Annotated in this window: 15 protein-coding genes and 1 tRNA gene; 12 read left to right on the top strand and 4 right to left on the bottom strand. The window is 71.5% G+C overall.

Annotation, left to right across the window (positions count from 1 at the left end):
* Positions 1–1,237 (bottom strand): macrolide family glycosyltransferase (locus ACWEVP_RS50025; RefSeq protein WP_452069672.1); only part of this gene is annotated, 1,237 nt, incomplete at its 3' end.
* A gap of 87 nt (positions 1,238–1,324) precedes the next feature.
* Between ACWEVP_RS50025 and ACWEVP_RS50020 the strand changes: the two genes are divergently transcribed.
* Together ACWEVP_RS50020 and ACWEVP_RS50015 are read left to right on the top strand one after the other, a co-directional pair.
* The gene (locus ACWEVP_RS50020; protein ID WP_452069671.1) at positions 1,325–2,455 is read left to right on the top strand and encodes an acyl-CoA dehydrogenase family protein; all 1,131 of its coding nucleotides are present in this window, start codon (positions 1,325–1,327) and stop codon (positions 2,453–2,455) included.
* A complete protein-coding gene (locus ACWEVP_RS50015; protein ID WP_452069670.1) occupies positions 2,455–3,867 on the top strand; it encodes an AMP-binding protein in 1,413 nt (470 codons plus the stop codon). Before ACWEVP_RS50020 ends, ACWEVP_RS50015 begins: the two co-directional genes overlap by 1 nt.
* A gap of 67 nt (positions 3,868–3,934) precedes the next feature.
* On the opposite strand, the gene ACWEVP_RS50010 is transcribed toward ACWEVP_RS50015, so the two are convergent.
* Both ACWEVP_RS50010 and ACWEVP_RS50005 read right to left on the bottom strand, forming a co-directional pair.
* Positions 3,935–4,651, bottom strand: coding sequence for a class I SAM-dependent methyltransferase (locus ACWEVP_RS50010; protein ID WP_452069669.1), 717 nt, complete (start codon positions 4,649–4,651; stop codon positions 3,935–3,937).
* A gap of 8 nt (positions 4,652–4,659) precedes the next feature.
* The gene (locus ACWEVP_RS50005) at positions 4,660–6,252 is read right to left on the bottom strand and encodes a beta-N-acetylhexosaminidase (RefSeq protein WP_452069668.1); all 1,593 of its coding nucleotides are present in this window, start codon (positions 6,250–6,252) and stop codon (positions 4,660–4,662) included.
* 243 nt (positions 6,253–6,495) lie between these two features.
* On the opposite strand from ACWEVP_RS50005, the gene ACWEVP_RS50000 reads away from it, so the two are divergent.
* Positions 6,496–7,158, top strand: coding sequence for a GOLPH3/VPS74 family protein (locus ACWEVP_RS50000; RefSeq protein WP_452069667.1), 663 nt, complete (start codon positions 6,496–6,498; stop codon positions 7,156–7,158).
* Between the two features lie 76 nt (positions 7,159–7,234).
* Here ACWEVP_RS50000 and ACWEVP_RS49995 read toward each other — a convergent pair whose 3' ends face one another.
* Entirely contained in the window at positions 7,235–8,296 is a 1,062-nt protein-coding gene (locus ACWEVP_RS49995) for an LLM class flavin-dependent oxidoreductase (protein ID WP_452069666.1), read from the bottom strand.
* Between the two features lie 220 nt (positions 8,297–8,516).
* Between ACWEVP_RS49995 and ACWEVP_RS49990 the strand changes: the two genes are divergently transcribed.
* From ACWEVP_RS49990 to ACWEVP_RS49950, 9 genes are all read left to right on the top strand, one after another.
* Positions 8,517–9,476, top strand: a complete 960-nt coding sequence (locus ACWEVP_RS49990) for a hypothetical protein (protein WP_452069665.1) — start codon at positions 8,517–8,519, stop codon at positions 9,474–9,476.
* Positions 9,477–9,490: 14 nt separating this feature from the next.
* Complete coding sequence (locus ACWEVP_RS49985; RefSeq protein ID WP_452069664.1) at positions 9,491–10,561, top strand: hypothetical protein; 1,071 nt, start codon at positions 9,491–9,493, stop codon at positions 10,559–10,561.
* On the top strand, positions 10,561–11,619 hold the full coding sequence (locus tag ACWEVP_RS49980) for an NAD(P)/FAD-dependent oxidoreductase (protein ID WP_452069663.1): 1,059 nt from the start codon (positions 10,561–10,563) through the stop codon (positions 11,617–11,619). Before ACWEVP_RS49985 ends, ACWEVP_RS49980 begins: the two co-directional genes overlap by 1 nt.
* 56 nt (positions 11,620–11,675) lie before the next feature.
* A tRNA-Trp gene (locus ACWEVP_RS49975) sits at positions 11,676–11,754 on the top strand.
* Between the two features lie 48 nt (positions 11,755–11,802).
* Positions 11,803–12,672 carry an alpha/beta fold hydrolase gene (locus ACWEVP_RS49970; RefSeq protein WP_452069662.1) on the top strand — a complete coding sequence of 290 codons (870 nt, stop codon included), beginning with the start codon at positions 11,803–11,805 and terminating at the stop codon, positions 12,670–12,672.
* Positions 12,673–12,692: 20 nt separating this feature from the next.
* Complete coding sequence (locus ACWEVP_RS49965; protein ID WP_452069661.1) at positions 12,693–13,559, top strand: VOC family protein; 867 nt, start codon at positions 12,693–12,695, stop codon at positions 13,557–13,559.
* On the top strand, positions 13,556–14,920 hold the full coding sequence (locus tag ACWEVP_RS49960) for a M20 family metallopeptidase (protein WP_452069660.1): 1,365 nt from the start codon (positions 13,556–13,558) through the stop codon (positions 14,918–14,920). Before ACWEVP_RS49965 ends, ACWEVP_RS49960 begins: the two co-directional genes overlap by 4 nt.
* Positions 14,917–16,074 carry a Rieske 2Fe-2S domain-containing protein gene (locus ACWEVP_RS49955; RefSeq protein WP_452069659.1) on the top strand — a complete coding sequence of 386 codons (1,158 nt, stop codon included), beginning with the start codon at positions 14,917–14,919 and terminating at the stop codon, positions 16,072–16,074. The genes ACWEVP_RS49960 and ACWEVP_RS49955 overlap by 4 nt, the downstream gene beginning before the upstream one ends.
* The gene (locus ACWEVP_RS49950) at positions 16,067–16,654 is read left to right on the top strand and encodes a UbiX family flavin prenyltransferase (RefSeq protein ID WP_452069658.1); all 588 of its coding nucleotides are present in this window, start codon (positions 16,067–16,069) and stop codon (positions 16,652–16,654) included. The genes ACWEVP_RS49955 and ACWEVP_RS49950 overlap by 8 nt, the downstream gene beginning before the upstream one ends.
* The last annotated feature ends 136 nt before the right edge of the window (positions 16,655–16,790 follow it).

Genomic DNA, 16,790 nt, shown 5'->3' with positions numbered 1-16,790 from the left:
TCCCGAGCGGCGGGGCAGGTTGCTGATCGACGTAGCGCGGGCATGGACGCAGCGGCGCAATGTCGAGCGAGCCCTTGCAGCGCTTGAGGATGCGGTCGGCCGCCGCGGCCGAGCCGCCGCTCTCGCGCGTGTGGTCACGCATCGCGCGCATCCGGGCGCCGATGCCGTCGTCGGCCGCGACCGCCAGGACCGCGTCCCGGATCGACTCCGGCGTCACGTCCTCGCGGGGGAGGCGGCGGCCGAGGCCCAGCTCGACCACCCGCTTGGTGTTGACCTCCTGCTCGCCGTGCATCGGCACCAGCACGAGCGGGGTCCCGCAGAAGAACGCCTCCATCACGCTGCCCATGCCCGCCGACGTCACGAACGCCGACGCGTGCCGCAGCACCGCCGGGTGCGGAACCCACTGGTGCGCCTCGACGTTCGGCGGCAACGGCCCCAGCGACGCCGGATCCACGCCGCCACCCAGCGTCATCACCAACTGCCACGGCAGGTCCGCGAAAGCGCTTGCGCACTGGCGGAAGAAGCCCGGCTGGTCGTTGAACGCCGACGTGCCCAGCGACACCAGCAGCACCGGGTGGCCACCGGACGGCGGCTCCCAGCCCGTCAACGGCCGCTGCGGTCCGAAGCACGGGCCGGTGAACGTGTGCCGCGCGTCGAACGTCTCGCCCGCGTACTGGAAGCCGCGGGGGATGAGGACCAGCTTGTGGTCGCGGCCGTCGTCGAGGAACTCCTCCGCGGTCCGGCCGGGAGCTTCGGCCGCCAGCAGGGCGGTCAGGTCCGCGCCGAAGTCACAAGAGTCCTCAGTGGACTCCGGAGCCGGGTAGCGCGCCACGTGCGCGGGCAGCGAGTAGTGCTCGTTGGACGCGAAACACGCCGAGAGCTGGACCGTCGGGCACGGGACGTCGTGGGCGAGCACCCGGCCCGCGATCCACATCGTCGAGTCGAAGGCGAGCACGTCGGGCGGGTCGTCGGCCAGGAGCTTCCGCACCGGCGCCAGCGGCCCGAGGCAGCTGCCCGCCCCGGTCAGCGCCGCCGCCAGCCGGTGCGAACCCGGGTCGTCGGCCGGCTCGTCGTAGCCGAGCGGACGGGCGCCCGTCGCGGCGATCCGGTCGGCGAACGCGCTGCCGGTCGCCACCGTGACCCGGTGGCCGCGCCGGACCAGCTCGCCGAGGACGTCCAGAACCGGGGTCACGTGCCCGAAACCGGGCAGGGTGCAGAGCACGACGTGTCGGGTCACACCGGCCATGCTCGCACCGCGCATTCAGGGATTTCGCCAGACAATCCGCCGTTAGCCTCGGGCGCGGACACTCGTGGAGGTGGGCGGATGGACTTCGGCTGGACCGCGGACCAGCGGCAGCGCTACGACCGGACGGTGGCCGACACCCGCGCGGCCTTCCCGGCCGCGTCCGAGTACGCGTTCCGGCGGGAAAACTGGGCGCTGCTGGGCAAGTTCGGCGTCCTCGGCGCCAGCGTGCCCGGCGAGCACGGCGGTGGTGGCCTGACCGCCCTGGAGACGGCGCGGGTGTTCGAAGCCGCCGGACGGGGCTGCCCCGACACCGGTCTGGTCTTCGGCGCGGCCGCGCACCTGTTCGCCTGCACCATGCCGATCGTCGACTTCGCGGCGGAAGCCTTGCGCGAGCGGCTGTTGCCGGGCCTCGCCGCGGGCGACCTCATCGCCGGCAACGCGATGACCGAGCCCGAAGCGGGCTCCGACGTCGGCGCGCTGCGGACCACGGCGTCGCCGGTGGACGGCGGCTACCTGCTCAACGGCGTCAAGAGCTTCGTCAGCAACGGTCCCGTCGCCGACGTCCTGGTCACCTACGCGGTCACCGACCCGGCCGCCGGCCACTGGAGCATCACGGCGTTCGCGCTCGACGCCCACTCGCCCGGCATCACCCGGGGCGAGCCGTTCGGCAAGCTCGGCATGGAAGGCTGCCTGGCCTCGGAGATCACGTTCACCGACTGCTTCGTGCCCGCGGCCGCCGTCCTCGGCGAACCCGGCCAGGGCTCGGCGATCTTCCAGCACTCGATGGGCTGGGAACGGGCCTGCCTGTTCGCGCTGTACCTCGGCGTGCAGGACCGGCTGATCGACCGGTGCCTCGAGCACGTGCGCGGCCGCCGCCAGTTCGGCAAGCGGCTCGCGGAGTTCCAGTCGGTGTCCAACCGGGTCGTGGAGATGAAGCTGCGGGCCGAAAGCGCCCGCCTGCTGCTGTACCGGGCGTGCTGGGCGCTCGACCGGGGCGAGGACGCGACGCTGTACGCGGCGCTGTCGAAGCTCGCGGTGTCGGAGGGCACGGTGGCGAGCGCGACCGACGCCGTCCAGCTGTTCGGCAGCCGCGGCTACCTGCGGGAGCAGGGGATCGAAGCCGCGCTGCGGGACGCGATCGGCGGGACGATCTTCTCCGGCGCCTCCGACGTCCAGCGGCAGCTCGTGGCGATGGAATTGGGGTTGTGATGCTGCACGAGCTGGTCCTCGCCGCCGCCGGACGCACGCCGGACGCCCCGGCCGTGCACTGCGGCGACACGACCGTCACCTACCGGCAGCTCGACGAGCTGGCCGCCCGCCAGGCCGCCGGCCTGCACGCCGCCGGGGTCCGCCGCGGCGACCGCGTGCTGATCTGGGCCGAGAAGAGCGTCGAAGTGGTGGCGCTCATGCAGGCGGCGCTGCGGCTGGGCGCGGTCTACGTGCCGGTCGCGCCGTCGAACCCGGTCTCGCGGGTGCGGCTCATCGCCGAGAGCTGCACGCCCGCGCTGGTCGTCACGGACACGACAGCCGGCTGGGGCGTGAACCTGCCGCCGCTCAGCTCGCTCGCCGCACTGTCCACGAGCGACGGTTCGGTGCCGGTCGAGCACGTCGGCCCGGACGAGCCCGCCTACATCCTCTACACGTCCGGCTCGACCGGCGCGCCGAAGGGCGTCCTGATCAGCCACCGCAACGCGCTCGCGTTCGTGGGATGGGCGGCCGCGGAGACCGGGTTGCACGCGGGGGACCGGCTGGCCAACCACGCGCCGTTCAACTTCGACCTGTCGGTGTTCGACCTCTACGGCGCGTTCCTCGCCGGGGCGTCGGTGGACCTGGCCGGTTCGGATCTGTCGTACTCGCCCGCCGAGCTGACGGAGTTCCTGCACGGGCGCGGGATCAGCGTCTGGTATTCGGTGCCCTCGGCGCTGCTGCTGATGATGCGCCACGGCGGCCTGCTGGACCGGGCCGTCCCGGCTTCCCTGCGGGTCTGCGTGTTCGCCGGGGAGCCGTTCCCGATCGCCGGGGTGCAGGCGCTGTGCCGCGCGTGGCCGGACGTGCGGCTGTTCAACTGGTACGGCCCGACCGAGACGAACGTCGTCACGAGCTACGAGGTGACGTCCGCCGACCTCGCGCGGACCGGCTCGCTGCCGATCGGCCGGGCCTGCTCGGGCGCGACGCTGACGCTTTCGGACGGCGAGATCGTCGTCGAGGGACCGACGGTCATGCTGGGGTACTGGGGCGCGGCCCCGCAGCTGGGCGGCTACCGCACCGGCGACCTGGGCCGGTACGACGCGGCGGGCGAGCTGGAGTACGCGGGCCGCCGCGACGCGATGGTCAAGCTGCGCGGCCACCGCGTCGAGCTGGGCGAGATCGAGACGGCGCTGGCCCGCCACCCGGCGGTCGCGGAGGTGGCGGTGGTGGTCGCGGGTGCGGGCATCGACGCGCGGCTGCGCGCGGTGATCGTCCCGCGTCCGGGCGAGCGTGTGACGCTGCTGGGGATGAAGGCCCACTGCGCGGCCCACCTGCCGAAGTACATGATCGTGGACCAGGTCGTCACGGCGGAGGAGCTTCCCCGCACGGCCAACGGCAAGACCGATCGCGCCAAGCTGGCCGCCGCGCACTGACTTCCCGCCCCGACCGGGAAACGAGGAGGGGCGGTCCCGACGCCGGGACCGCCCCTCCTCCGTGCGCTCAGGCCCGGGCGATGACGTAGTGGGTCGGCAGGTTCAACACCGAACCGTCGGAGAGGGTCTCCGTCGTGCGCAGCAACAGCTCGCCGCCGTCCACGATCGTGAAGCCCGCCACCTCGTAGACCGTCTCCAGCTCCGCTTCGCCCGCCGCCGGCTGGAGGCCGATGCCGAAGTAGATCGACACCCGCTCCAGCTTGGGCAGGTCGTTGGCGGGGTCGGCGATGAGCTGCTGCATGTACGTGTAGCTCGCCGGCGTCAGCTCCTGGTTGAACACGCACCCGCGCGCCCCGGCCAGCACGGCCAGGTTGCGCGCGCACGCCACCCGCTTCTCGACCGGCAGCTGGTGGATCACGCCCGACACGTAGATGTTCACGTCGCCGTAGCGGGATCGGAACGCCGCCACCGCCGAGGAGTCCAGCACGTCCAGCGGTTCGTACGACACGTTGTCCGCGCCGTTCTCCGTCCGCGCCCGGTTCAGCGCGGCTTCCGCGATGTCGACGCCGACCACCCGGTCGTACGACCCGGCCAGGTACCGCGTCTGGGTCCCGTTGCCGCAGCCGAGGTCGACCAGCGGCAGCGCGGGGTCGAAGTGCGCCTTGAACAGCTCGGCGTGCGCGGCCGCGCCGTCGGCGGGCTCGCAGTCCCAGAACGCCGCGCCCGCGCGGTCCGGGAGGTCCGTCCAGTAGGCCTCCCAGACGCGCCCGTCCTTGTCCGTCATGGGGGGCCTCAGTTCTTCTGCCACGGGATTTCCGGTGCGGGGTAGAACTTCACGCCCGCCGCCGTCCAGCGCGGGCCCTGGGCCGCCAGCCGCGACGCGAACGACGTCCAGTCGTGGCTCGCCTGCGGCGACCAGCCGATCTCGGCGATCGCGGGCAGCCGCGGGAAGGCCAGGTAGCGGGCGTCGTCGAGGCTGCGCACGGTGTCCGTCCACAAGGGAGCCTCGACACCGTCGATGTTCGAGTTCAGGGCACCCGGCACGACCGCCGTCGGGTCCCAGCCGTACGCGGCTTGGACGCTGATGTCGCCCGCCCACTCGAGACCGAGGTCGCCGGCCGGGACGCCGGGCGCGTACTTCATGTCCAGATAGGTGTAGACGCAGGGCGCCATGATCAGCTTCGCGCCCTTCTGGCTGGCTTCGCCGACCTCGTTCTGGGTGCCGTCGTAGATCCAGAACTCGCCGGTCGCGCCCTGCGGCGGGGTCGCGGTGAGCATCTCCGCCCAGCCCAGCAGCTTCTTGCCGAGCTTGGCCACCATCGGCGCGATCTTCTTCATGAACGCCGTGTACTGGGCGTCGGTGAGGTCCTGGATCTCGTCGCCGCCGACGTCGAGGTAGCCGCCCGGGGTCAGCGCGGCGACCTGGGTGAGCACGTCGTCGATGAACTTGTACGTGACAGGCTTGTCCACGCACAGGTCGGACCGCGGCGCGGGGGTGAGGCCGGTGTAGACCGGCCCGGCTACGCCGTCGCAGTTCAGTTCGGCGTAGGAGGACAGTGCCGCGCCGAAGTGCGACGGCATGTCGATCTCGGGGATGACCGTGACGTGCCGGCTCTGCGCGTAGGCGACGATGTCGCGGTACTGGGCCTGGGTGTAGAACCCGCCCACGCCGCCGCCGGAGCCGGTGCTCGCGCCCTTCGCGGTCAGGTTCGGCCAGCCGGTGATCTGCAGCCGCCAGCCCTGGTCGTCGGTCAGGTGGAAGTGCAGGTTGTTGATCTTGTACAGCGCGATGTCGTCGATGTACTTCTTGACGTCGGCCACCGGCAGGAAGTGCCGGGCGACGTCGAGCATCGCGCCCCGGTAGGCGTAGCGCGGGTAGTCCAGGACGTGGCCGCCGGGCACGGTGATCGGGCCGCCGAGCGACGCGGGCAGGAGCTGCCGCAGCGTCTGGACGCCGTTGAACAGGCCGGCGGGCTTGGCGGCCCGGATGGTGACGCCGGAGGCGGTGCTGTCGAGCTGGTAGCCCTCGGCGCCGACGCGGGGGTCGGCACCGCCGAGCACGAGCGAGATCCCGGGCAGCGCCTTGGGGAGGGCGGGCGTGGTGATCACGGGGAGCCGGAACCGGGTCGCCGGGCGCAGCAGGCCGGCGAGGTAGTCGCCGACCTGGCGGGCGTCGGCGCCGCCGGAGGTGAACACCACCGCGTCCGGTCCGAGCCGGTAGCGGACGGCCGGGTCCGGCGTCACCGACACCGGGGCCGGCACGATCTGCTGGAGGGTCGAGACGGCCGGAACCGCCTGCGGTGCGGCGCCGGCGGGCACCACGGGGGCGAGCAGGCCGAGGAGGGAGAGGAACAGCACCCCACGCCTGGCACTTCGAGCGGTCATGAGCCGTCCATTGCGGATAGTGGTGAGTGGTCCCTTTCTCTTAACCGCCCGCTCCGGCGCGAGTCCACCCGATCGGCCGACCTCTAGAGAGACTGCTAAGCCCGGTTACTCCGCCTGCCGGAACAACTAAGGTTGTGAACCGACAACCTTCCGTCACCGGCTGTCAACCTTTGGCCGTTTTCCGCGCCGGTTCCGATCCGCGAAGATCGAGTGGTACGCAAGCCACAGAAACGGGTGACCGACATGACCGACACGCCGACCTCCGTTCACTACCGCGCCTACCTCCTCGCCTACGACGTCGAGAAGGAAGACCTCTACGACCGCACGCGCACGGCGTTCCTGACCCGCGCGGGCGTGCTCACGGAGCTGGCGCTGCGCGGCAACATCGCCGACGAAGACGGCGACGCCGTGCTGGTGAAGTCCGACCCGACCGGCGACCCGGTGCTCGACCGGCTGCTCGCCCAGATCGGCAACGAGAAGCGCAGCTGGAAGTCGTGGATCCGGCACGACTACAAGGAAACCCTCGACCAGATCGAGGAGCAGCTGGCCGAGCGGAAGCTGGTCGCGGTCGAGGAGAAGAAGGTCCTCGGCCTGGTCCCGAAGACCCACGTGACCGTGACCGACCCGGCGGTGGCGACGGCCCTGCAGGAGCACGCGGTCGAGGTCCTGCACGGCTCGACCCCGGCCGCCGAGATCGGCGCGGACGACGCGGCGCTGGTGGCGCTGGCGGCCGCGGGCACGGTCCCGAGCGTGGTCACGCGCAAGGAGAGCAAGGGCGAGTACAAGGACCGCATCGAGGAGCTGACCGACCGCGTCGGCGAGGTGGCGCCGGGCCTGGAGAAGGCGCTGCGCGGCATCCGGCTGACGATGATCGCCGCCCAGGGCGGCCTCGGCTTCAGCGGCTGACCCCGGACCACACGAAAGGCCCCGGCGACCGAAGTCGCCGGGGCCTTCCGCCTTCTCACCCTGGGAGCGGGGGAAGTCAGGCGAACGCGGGCATCACCTTGTCCGCGAACAGGTTCAGCGTCCGGGTCATGGTCTCGGCCGACTGGCCGCCGAAGTCCAGGTTCCACAGGATCACGTCCGGGCCGAGCACGTCACGCACCTCTTCGATCCGCCCGCGCACGGTGTCCGGCGAGCCGACGACCGCCTTGGCCTCGAGCCCTTCGGTCTCCAGGTCGAAGCTCGCCATCTGCCGCGCCATCGCCGTGTAACCCTCGTACGCCGGGGATTCCACGTTGTGCCAGGACAGGATCGCTTCCTTGAACGCGTTGAACGACTTCACCATGTACGGCACCGCCAGCTCGCGTGCCTCTTCGTCGCTGTCGGCGATCAGCAGGGGGATGCTCACCGCGAACTTCGGCTTGCGGCCGGATTCCCCGTGGTGCTCCAGGAAAGCGCTGCGGTAGAGCTCGACGTACTCGCGCTTGCGGGCCATCTCGTTCAGCTGGGTCGAGCTGATCAGCAGGTTGAACCCCTTGCGGCCGGTCCAGTCGAAGCTCGCCGGGGTCGCCAGCGCGGCCACCCACACCGGCGGCCCGGGCTGCTGCACCGGGGCGGGGAGCGAATTCGCGTTCTCGTAGGAGAAGAACGGCGTGTCCTCGGTGACGTCCGTTTCGGACCACAGCCGGACGACGGCCTCGATCGTCGCCAGGAAGCGCTCGCGGCTGGTGTCCATGTCGACGCCGAACGCCTCGAACTCGTACGGCAGGAACGCCCGCGCGAAGCCGACGTCGAGGCGGCCGCCGCTCATCACGTCGACCTGGGCCGCGTGCGCGGCGATCTGGATCGGGTGGTGGAACGACGCCTGGATCCCGCCCGTCATCAGGCGGATCGACTGCGTGCGTGCGGCCACGGCCGACAGGAAGGCCAGCGGGCTGGGGGAGTACCCACCGTAGGAACGCAGGTAGTGCTCGGTCATCTTGACGTAGTCCAGGCCGAGCCGGTCGGCGAGGACGCTGACCTCCAGCACGTCCTGGAAGTACTGCGAGGCGGACGTGGTCCGCGGGTCGCAGTCCGGCAGCAGCGAGACGCCATACTCCACTTCTGATCCCTCCGACGGATGGGCTGACGAGCCGCCAGCGTCGACCCGCCCGCCCTCCCCGCGATACCCGCCCTAGCAATCCATCCCTGGGGTAACCCTTAAGAACCCCGGCGCGCGGAGCTGAGGTTTTGCCTAGAGCCCGGGTGCTAGCCCGGCGGCACCCGGGAAACGGTCAGTAGCGTCGCGGCAGCCGCGTCGGATCGTGCGTAAGGGGAATTCGGTGACTCTGGGGTATCTCTTCGGTGCGAACATCTCCGATCCCGACCCGGAGCACGGCGCCCACCTCTACGAGGCCTACCCGGCGATGCGCCGGACGTACGAAGAGGTCCGCGACTGGACCGGGATCGAGCCGCGTGTGCTGCTGCGCGGCGAGTTCGAGCCCCGCGGCGACCACGACCGCTTCAGCCAGGCCGGGATGCGGCTGGCCGCGCTGGCGCTCGGCATCCACGACGTCCTCGCCGATGCCGACGTCCACCCGGCCGTCGCCGGTGGCATCAGCCTCGGCGGCCTGATCGCGAGCTCCGTGGCGGGCGCCGTCGACCGGCGGACCCTGTTCGACCTGCTGGTGCGCGAAGCGAAGACGCCGCTGCCGGACCCGGCGCCGCCGGCCCAGGGCGCGGCCATCGCCTTCCTGCCGGTGACCGAAGATCCGACGTACTACTACGGCGACCGCCGTCTGGGCGTGTACCTCGGCGGCGACTTCGGCGTGCTCGCCGACGGGACCGCCCGGCTGCTCATGCTCAGCGGCACCACCGAGGCCCTGGACAAGCTCGTCGCGCAGAGCCCGCCCGGCCTGGTCAGCGTCATCGACGGACAGCCTTTCGCCGTGCACTCGCCGCTGCGGCAGTACGCGACCGACTTCATGGCGCCGACGGTGGCCGCGATGACCGTGGCGGACCCGCGGATCCCGGTGTGCTCGTTCCTCGAGGAACGAGCGCTGACGACCGCGGCGGAGATCCGGGATCTGTTCCAGCGCAACAAGACCACGACGATGAGCCTGCCGCACGTCTGCGCCGGCATGGAGGCCCGAGGAGTACGGCTCGCCTTCGTGCTCGGCCCGACGCTGCCCGCCGGGGTCCTCGACTTCCCGTTCCCCGTCGTGCGGATCACCGAGCCGCACCACGTCACCGAGGCCATGACGGCGATCTACGACTACGCCGTCGACCTCGTCGCCCCGTGAAGCAAGGAGAGACCGTGAGCACCCGCACGCACGAACGTGCCAGCCTGACCGACCACTGGTTGTCCCTCGACCTCGACGCGTGGACGCGGCACGTGGTGCGGCGGCACTTCAACCCCGAGCTCGGCAGCCCGTACTGGCTCAAGCGCGCGACCGAGCTGTCGTTCGACCCGATGGACATCACCCGGTACGACCAGCTCGCCGAGTTCGGCCCGTTCCCGCCCGGCGACCTGCGCGGCATGGACCCCGGCGACCTGGTGCCGCGCATCGTGCCGCGGCCGCTGACCGGGCGTGTCTGGGAGTCCGGTGGCACCACCGGCGACCCGGTGCGCGTGTTCTACACCGAGGACATGATGACCCACCGCGTCGAGTGGCGGCGCTGGTCGTACCTCTTCGACGGCTACCGGGCCGGCCGGACCTGGCTGCAGGCGACGCCGAGCGGGCCGCACCAGATCGGCAACGGCGCGATCGAGCTGTCCGAGCAGCTGGCCGGGCTCGTCTACGGCATCGACATGGACCCGCGGTGGATCAAGCAGCTCATCCGCGCCGGCAAGATGAAGGAGCTGGGGGAGTACACCGACCACGTGCTCGGCCAGATCGTCGACATCCTGCGCTCGCAGCACGTCCACTACCTCAACACCACCCCGGCCCTGCTGCAGAAGCTGATCGCCCGGCAGCCGGAGCTGGTCGCCGCGCTCGACGGCGTGCGCCTGGGCGGCACGCACATGAGCCCGCGGATGTACCAGGACTTCGTACGCGCGTTGGACGGCGGGCTCGTGCGGTCGGGCTACGGCAACACCTTCGGCAACGCCGTGAGCCTGCACCCCGAGGACGGCGGGGCGATTCTCCCTTACGCGCCGACCTACCCGCAGGTGACGATGTCCGTGGTGGACCCGTCGGACTTCCGCAAGAACGTCGACAATGGACAGTTGAAGCTGACTGTGCTGCACGAAGACCTGTTCCTGCCCAACCTGCTGGAGCGCGACGAAGCCACGCGCTACGACACCAAGGGTGCGTGGCCCGTCGACGGCGTCTACAACGTGCGGCCGCTGCAGGTCAGCCAGGCCGCGCCGGAAGGGCTCTACTGATGGCGCCGAAGGTGGTCGTCATCGGCGCCGGCGTCATCGGGGCCGCGGTGACCTACCACCTCGCCCGGCGCGGGGCGCGGGTGCACTGCGTCGACCGCGCGGACCGGCCCGCCGCGGGCACCACGGAAGTCGGGTTCGCCACCGCGACGGCGTACCGGCGGTTCCCGAAGGCGTACTTCGAGCTGAACCAAGCGGGCATCAAGGAGCACGCGGCGCTGGCCGGGGACGCCGCGCCCTGGTGGCACCGCACCGGCACGGTGGCCTGGACCGACGACGAGTCGTTCATCGGCTACCTCGCCCAGCTCGAAGAGTGGGGCTGCCCGGTCGAGCGGTACACCGCGGCTGACTCTTCGGTGGTCTTCCCCGCGTCCGGACCGGTCGCGTTCCTGCCGTCCGAAGGCTGGATCGACGCGGTCGCCTTCACCCGCCACCTCCTCGACCAGGCGGTTTCCCTCGGCGCGACGCTGGAGCTGAACGCCGAGGTGACGTCGGTGTCGCGCGGCGTCGGGCTCGCGGACGGCCGCCGCATCGAGGCCGACGCCGTGGTCAACGCCACCGGATCGGCCGCCGACGAGATCGGCGCCCTGGCCGGCGCCCGCCCGTTCCTCGGGCCGCCGCGGCGCAGCCTGATCGCGCACCTGCTGGTGGACGGCGACCCGCTGCCGTACATCCTGCGCGCGCCCGAGGTCAGCATCCGGCCGGACGGGCCCGGCCGGGTGGTGCTGCGCTCGGACCGCGTCGACCGCGGGCTGCCGCCCCGCTCGGGGCCGCCCGACCCGGAGTTCGTGAAGGACCTGCTGGACCGGGCGGCGAAGGTGGTGCCGCTGCTGGGGACCGCGACCGTCCGGACGGCCGAGGTGGTCGACGCGCGGTGTGCGCGTGACGAGCTGCCGAGCGTCGGCCCGCTGTCCGCCGTGCCGGGGTACTACGAGGCCGTCGCCAGCGCCGGAGTCACGTTGGCGCCGCTGTTCGGCAAGGCCCTCGCGGCCCGGATCGTCGGGGGCGAGCCCGACCCGCTGGTCGGCGTCTTCACTCCCGACCGGTTCGGAGCAAGCTAGGAACTTCCCCAAAAGTTCCGTCGCACAATGATCTCGCACCGGGCAACCGGTCGCGAAGGGGTGTAGCTCTCAACTGGCCAGAGCAGCGGTTTCCAACACCGACGGTTGCAGGTTCGAGTCCTGCCGCCCCTGCCACGAAACACCGGTCCCGGCCGGGCCCGCCGACCCGTTGGGAGTACCGAGGTGACCATTTGGACCGAGCTGCTGGGCAGCCAGACCCACCTCCTCGGCGAGAAGTACCGGACCCGCGTGGTCGAAGCCGGTGACGGCGAGCCGCTCGTCCTGCTGCACGGTGTGGGCGGGCACGCCGAGGCCTACGCGCGCAACGTGACCAGGCTCGGCGAGCACTACCGCGCGATGGCGATCGACCTGCTCTGGCACGGTTTCTCCGCCAAGCCGGAGTTCACCCACGACGCCGTCGGCGCTTACGTCGAGCAGGTGCTCGACCTGCTCGACTCCGAAGGCATCGAACGCGCACACCTCGAAGGCGAGTCGCTCGGCGGCTGGGTCGCGCTGACCCTCGCCCTGGAGCACCCCGACCGCGTCGGGAAGCTGGTGCTCAACACCACCGCCGGCATCAAGTGGGACCCGGGCTCGGTGCACGAACGGCCCGCCGAAGGGCGTGAGGCCCTGCGGGCCCGGTCGCTGGCCGCCATCGGGAACCCGACGCCGGAGACCATCCGCAAGCGCCTCGAGTGGCTGATGGCCACCCCGGACCGGGTCACCGACGAGCTGGTCGAGGTCCGCCGCCGGATCTACGCCGAGCCGGCGGCGAACGCCGCGCTGCGCACGGTGTTCGAGAACTCCTTCGGGTTCGGCTCCGGGCCGAACCGGCGGATCTCCGAGGACCGGCTGGCCACGGTGAGCGTGCCGACGCTCGTGCTGTGGTCGGACCACAACCCCGGCAGCGGGCCCGACGTGGGCCGCCGGATCGCGAAACTCATCCCGGGCGCGGCCTTCCACTGCGTCGCCGACGCCGCGCACTGGCCGCAGTGGGAGCAGCCCGACGAACACGACCGCGTGGTGCTCGAATTCCTGGGCAGCGCGGAGTGACCAGCAGGAGGACCGACCCCATGCGCATCCGCAGCCTCGCCTACGCCGGACTGTCCACAACGGACTTACCAGCTTGGGAGACGTTCGCCGCGGACGTCCTCGGCCTGCCCGGCCGGTGGGTCGACGACGAGCGCCTGCTGCTGCGCATGGACGAACGCGCGTACCGCTTCGACCTCCGCCACGGCGACACCGAGGGGCTGGCCTGGCTGGGCTGGGAGGTGGCGAGCGCCGCCGACCTGGCCGCCCTCGAACGCGAGCTGACCGCGGCCGGCGTCGCGGTGACCCGGGCGACGGCGGCGGAGTGCGCCGACCGGCGCGTCGCGGGCATGCTGTGGCTCGAAGACCCGTCCGGGCTGCGGCACGAACTCTGCTACGGCCAGGAAGCCGACTTCCGGCCGCTGCGCCTGACGCGCGCGCTCGACGGCTACCGGACCGGCGAGCACGGCATGGGCCACGCCGTCGTCGGCGTCACGAACTACGCCGAGACGCTCGAGTTCCTGGTGGGCACGCTCGGCTTCGGCGTCAGCGACACGTTCAAGGGCTTCATCGCGTTCCTGCACTGCAACCCGCGCCACCACTCGATCGCGCTGGTGGAGACCGACGAACCCGGCCTGCGGCACATCATGCTGGAGACCACGACGCTCGACGACGTCGGCTCGACGATCGACGTCGCCTACGACCGCCGGATCGTCACGCGCACGCTCGGCAGGCACAGCAACGACCGCGCCGTGTCCTTCTACCTCGAAACGCCGTCGGGCTGGGAGATCGAGTACGGCTGGGACGGTCTCGACGTGGACACCGAGGCGTGGTCGACGCGGCAGCTGGCCGGGCCGACCAGCCTGTGGGGCCACCACCACGTGACCGGCACCGAGATCAAGACGTCATGACCCCGGACGCCATCGACCCGGACATCACGAAGCTGTCCGGCTGGCAGCGCGAGTGGGTCAAGGCCGCCCGCGCCGAGGTCGACGAGGACGAGCTGGCCCTGCTGTGCCAGGCGGCCACCGACATCCCCAGCCCGACCGGGTGCGAGCGTGAGCTGGCTGAGTACTTCCGCGACGTGATGTCCTCGGCCGGGCTCGACAGCCGGCTGCAGACCATCGACGAGCGCCAGGCCAACCTCGTCACCCGGGTCGGCACCGGCCGCGCGGGCGCGCAGCTGCTGCTGCTCGCGCCGCTCGACACGGCGTTCGCGCCGGGCCGGGAGGACGCGCCGTGGCTCGGCGAACGGCCCCGCGACGACTTCACGCTGCCCGCGCAGCGCTACGGCGACAAGGTCGTCGGGCTCGGCGCGGAGAACCCCAAGGCGTTCGCCAGCTGCGCGCTGGCCGCCGCGCTCGCCGTGCACCGCTGCGGCGTGCCGCTGGACGGGCAGCTGGTGGTCGCGCTGGTCGGCGGCAGCATGCCGGTGCTGGGCAGCGAGACGTCCTCACGGCGCAACTCGGGGATGAACGTCGGCACCCAGTTCCTGGTGGACCACGGCCAGTGCTCCGCCGACCTCGCGATCGTGCTCAAGCCGGGCTACTCGGTGGTGCACGAGGAGGTCGGGTTCGCGATCTTCCGCGTCGTCGTGCGCGGTTCGGTCGGCTACACCGGCAGCAGGCACAAGGGGCACTACACCAACGCGATCCTCGCCGCCGCGCGGATGATCGGGCGGCTGGAGAGCTGGTTCGCCGAGTACACCGCGCGCAACTCCTCGGGCCAGGTGGCGCCGCAGGGCGCGATCACCGCGATCCGGGCCGGCGACGGCACCAAGCCGGCGTTCAACCCGGCGACCTGCGAGTTCTGGGTCGACCTGCGGGTCAACCCGCGCACGACGGTCAACGACGTCGCCGGGCAGTTCGAAGCGGTCGTCGCCGAGCTGCGCGCGGCCGAACCCGACGTCGGCGTCGAGGTCGAGCTGGTCGCGGGCCAGGCGGGCTCGGCCACCCGGGCGGACAGCCCGGTCGTCACCCGGCTGATCCAGGCCTGGGAAGACGTCGAAGGCCGGCCGCACGTGCCGGGCAAGCCGGGCAGCGGCCTGTCCGACGGCGGGGTGCTGCGCCGCCACGGCATCCCGACCGCGCGGATCGGCCTGCCGCCCCCCGAGGTGCCGAGCCCGTTCGAAGGGTTCTCCATGGGCGTCGCGGACCTGCCCGCCATGCGCCGGCTGGTCGACCTGCTCATCGGCGTCGTCGTGGACGTGACCACCCGGCAGCGGGCCGAACTGCGTGAACTCCCTGCGAGCAGCCGAGGAGAAGACCGATGACCGACACTGTTGGCGACGAGCGGGCCACGCCGGCGCGCCGGCAGGCGACCGTCGGCGGCCCCGGCCGCCGCGACTGGTCGACCTGGCCGCGCTACGAGAAGGCGGCGCTCGGCTTCCGCGAGTACTGGTACCCGGTGGCGTGGTCGCGCAAGGTCGGCCGCAAGCCGCGCGCGGTACGCGTGCTCGGCGAGAAGATCATGCTGATCCGCGACGGCGGCGCGGTCCGCGCGCTGCACGACCGCTGCCCGCACCGCGGGGTCCCGCTGAGCCACGAGATGTCTTCACAGGAGTTCCCCGGCACGTGGAGCTGCTGCTACCACGGCTGGACGTTCGACCTGGAGACCGGCGTGCTGGTCGCGGCGATCACCGACGGTCCCGAGTCGCCGATCTGCGGCAAGGTCACCGTGCGGACGTACCCGGTCGAGGAGGCGCGCGGCCTGGTCTGGCTGTGGCTGGGCGACGGCCCGGCACGTCCCTTCGAGGACGACGTCCCCGAGGAGCTGCTGGACCCGGCCGCGATCGTCGTCGGCCGGATCACCGTGCGCGAGGGCAACTGGCGCTTCGGCGCGGAGAACGGCTTCGACGACGGCCACGCGAAATGGCTGCACCGCAACGCGTTGTGGACCAAGCGCGTGAAGATGCCGGTGTGGAGCGAGATGAAGGTCATCCGCGACGGGCCGTGGATCACCCGCCGCAAGGACAAGATGCACTACAGCGCGTCGTTCCCCGGTCTCGGCGACTTCCCCAAGAAGAAGTGGTACCGGCGGCGTGAGGGCAACAAGACGAAGGTGTCGCTGCGGCTGCCCGGCACCCTGCGCGTGAAGTACGCGGAGTGGTCGCACTTCGAGTGGTGGGTCGCCGCGACCGCGGAGGACCACACGTACGTCCAGCTCGCCGTGATGAACCAGGGCAAGTGGCGCAACCGTCGTTTTTGGCTCTATTACTGGACGTGGGCCCGCTGGGTGTTCCACGGCATGTTCAACGACGAGGACCGGCTGATGGTCGAGGTCACCGACGCCCCGCCGGAGCGGCTCTACCGCCCCGACGTCTCGCTGACCGAGTGGCGGCGGATGGTCGAGGAGGAGGCCCGGCGCGGCCCCGTCGAGGTCGTCAAGGAGCAGCAGGCGGAGCGGAGGCGGGCGAAGCATGACTGAGCCGTTCCGGCTGGTGGTCGGGATGTCCGGCTCCAGCGGTGCGATCTACGGGATCCGGTTGCTGGAGATCCTCAAGGGCATGCCCGAGGTCGAGACGCACCTGGTGGTGACGCCGGCGGCCCGGCAGACGATCGCCTTCGAGACCGACTGGACGCCTGCGTCGGTGGCCTCGCTCGCCGATTTCACCTACCGGCCCGGTGACATCGCGGCGCCGATCTCGAGCGGGTCGTTCCCGATCGACGCGATGGTCGTGCTGCCGTGCTCGGTGCGGTCGCTCGGGGCCATCGCCTGGTCGCAGAACGACAGCCTGCTGGTGCGCGCGGCCGACGTGACGTTGAAGGAGCGGCGCAAGCTCGTGGTCGCGCTGCGCGAGACGCCGTTGCACCTGGGGCACCTGCGCGCGATGACGCAGGTGACCGAGATGGGCGGCATCCTCGCGCCGCTGATGCCCGCGTTCTACGGCCGTCCGAAGACCCTGGGCGACCTGGTGGACCACCAGGTCGGCCGGCTGTGCGACCTGCTGGGCATCAAGCCGCCGGACGAGCTGGTCGAACGCTGGCACGGTCCCGCGGCCCAGTGAAAAGGCCCCTTCCGCGCTTGGGTTCTAGTGGTGGTTGCAACGCCTGAGCTGTTCAGGGGTTGCAGTGTTCGAGATCCGGGAGGATCGCTCGCCTCAAGGTCCGAGGAAGCTGAGCGACGAGCGCCAGGCCTATCTT

Source organism: Amycolatopsis sp. NPDC003865 (genome assembly GCF_053605345.1).
The sequence above is the reverse complement of the archived record's forward strand: the minus strand, read 5'-3'. Positions and strand labels throughout refer to the sequence as shown.

What these genes read in the sequence shown, in the direction of transcription:
- ACWEVP_RS49950 (WP_452069658.1), top strand. Translation starts at nt 16,067, where the DNA reads ATGACTGAGCCGTTCCGGCTGGTGGTCGGGATGTCCGGCTCCAGCGGT.
- ACWEVP_RS50015 (WP_452069670.1), top strand. Translation starts at nt 2,455, where the DNA reads ATGCTGCACGAGCTGGTCCTCGCCGCCGCCGGACGCACGCCGGACGCC.
- ACWEVP_RS50010 (WP_452069669.1), bottom strand. Translation starts at nt 4,651, where the DNA reads ATGACGGACAAGGACGGGCGCGTCTGGGAGGCCTACTGGACGGACCTC.
- ACWEVP_RS49965 (WP_452069661.1), top strand. Translation starts at nt 12,693, where the DNA reads ATGCGCATCCGCAGCCTCGCCTACGCCGGACTGTCCACAACGGACTTA.
- ACWEVP_RS50020 (WP_452069671.1), top strand. Translation starts at nt 1,325, where the DNA reads ATGGACTTCGGCTGGACCGCGGACCAGCGGCAGCGCTACGACCGGACG.
- ACWEVP_RS49980 (WP_452069663.1), top strand. Translation starts at nt 10,561, where the DNA reads ATGGCGCCGAAGGTGGTCGTCATCGGCGCCGGCGTCATCGGGGCCGCG.
- ACWEVP_RS50000 (WP_452069667.1), top strand. Translation starts at nt 6,496, where the DNA reads ATGACCGACACGCCGACCTCCGTTCACTACCGCGCCTACCTCCTCGCC.
- ACWEVP_RS50005 (WP_452069668.1), bottom strand. Translation starts at nt 6,252, where the DNA reads ATGACCGCTCGAAGTGCCAGGCGTGGGGTGCTGTTCCTCTCCCTCCTC.
- ACWEVP_RS49955 (WP_452069659.1), top strand. Translation starts at nt 14,917, where the DNA reads ATGACCGACACTGTTGGCGACGAGCGGGCCACGCCGGCGCGCCGGCAG.
- ACWEVP_RS49960 (WP_452069660.1), top strand. Translation starts at nt 13,556, where the DNA reads ATGACCCCGGACGCCATCGACCCGGACATCACGAAGCTGTCCGGCTGG.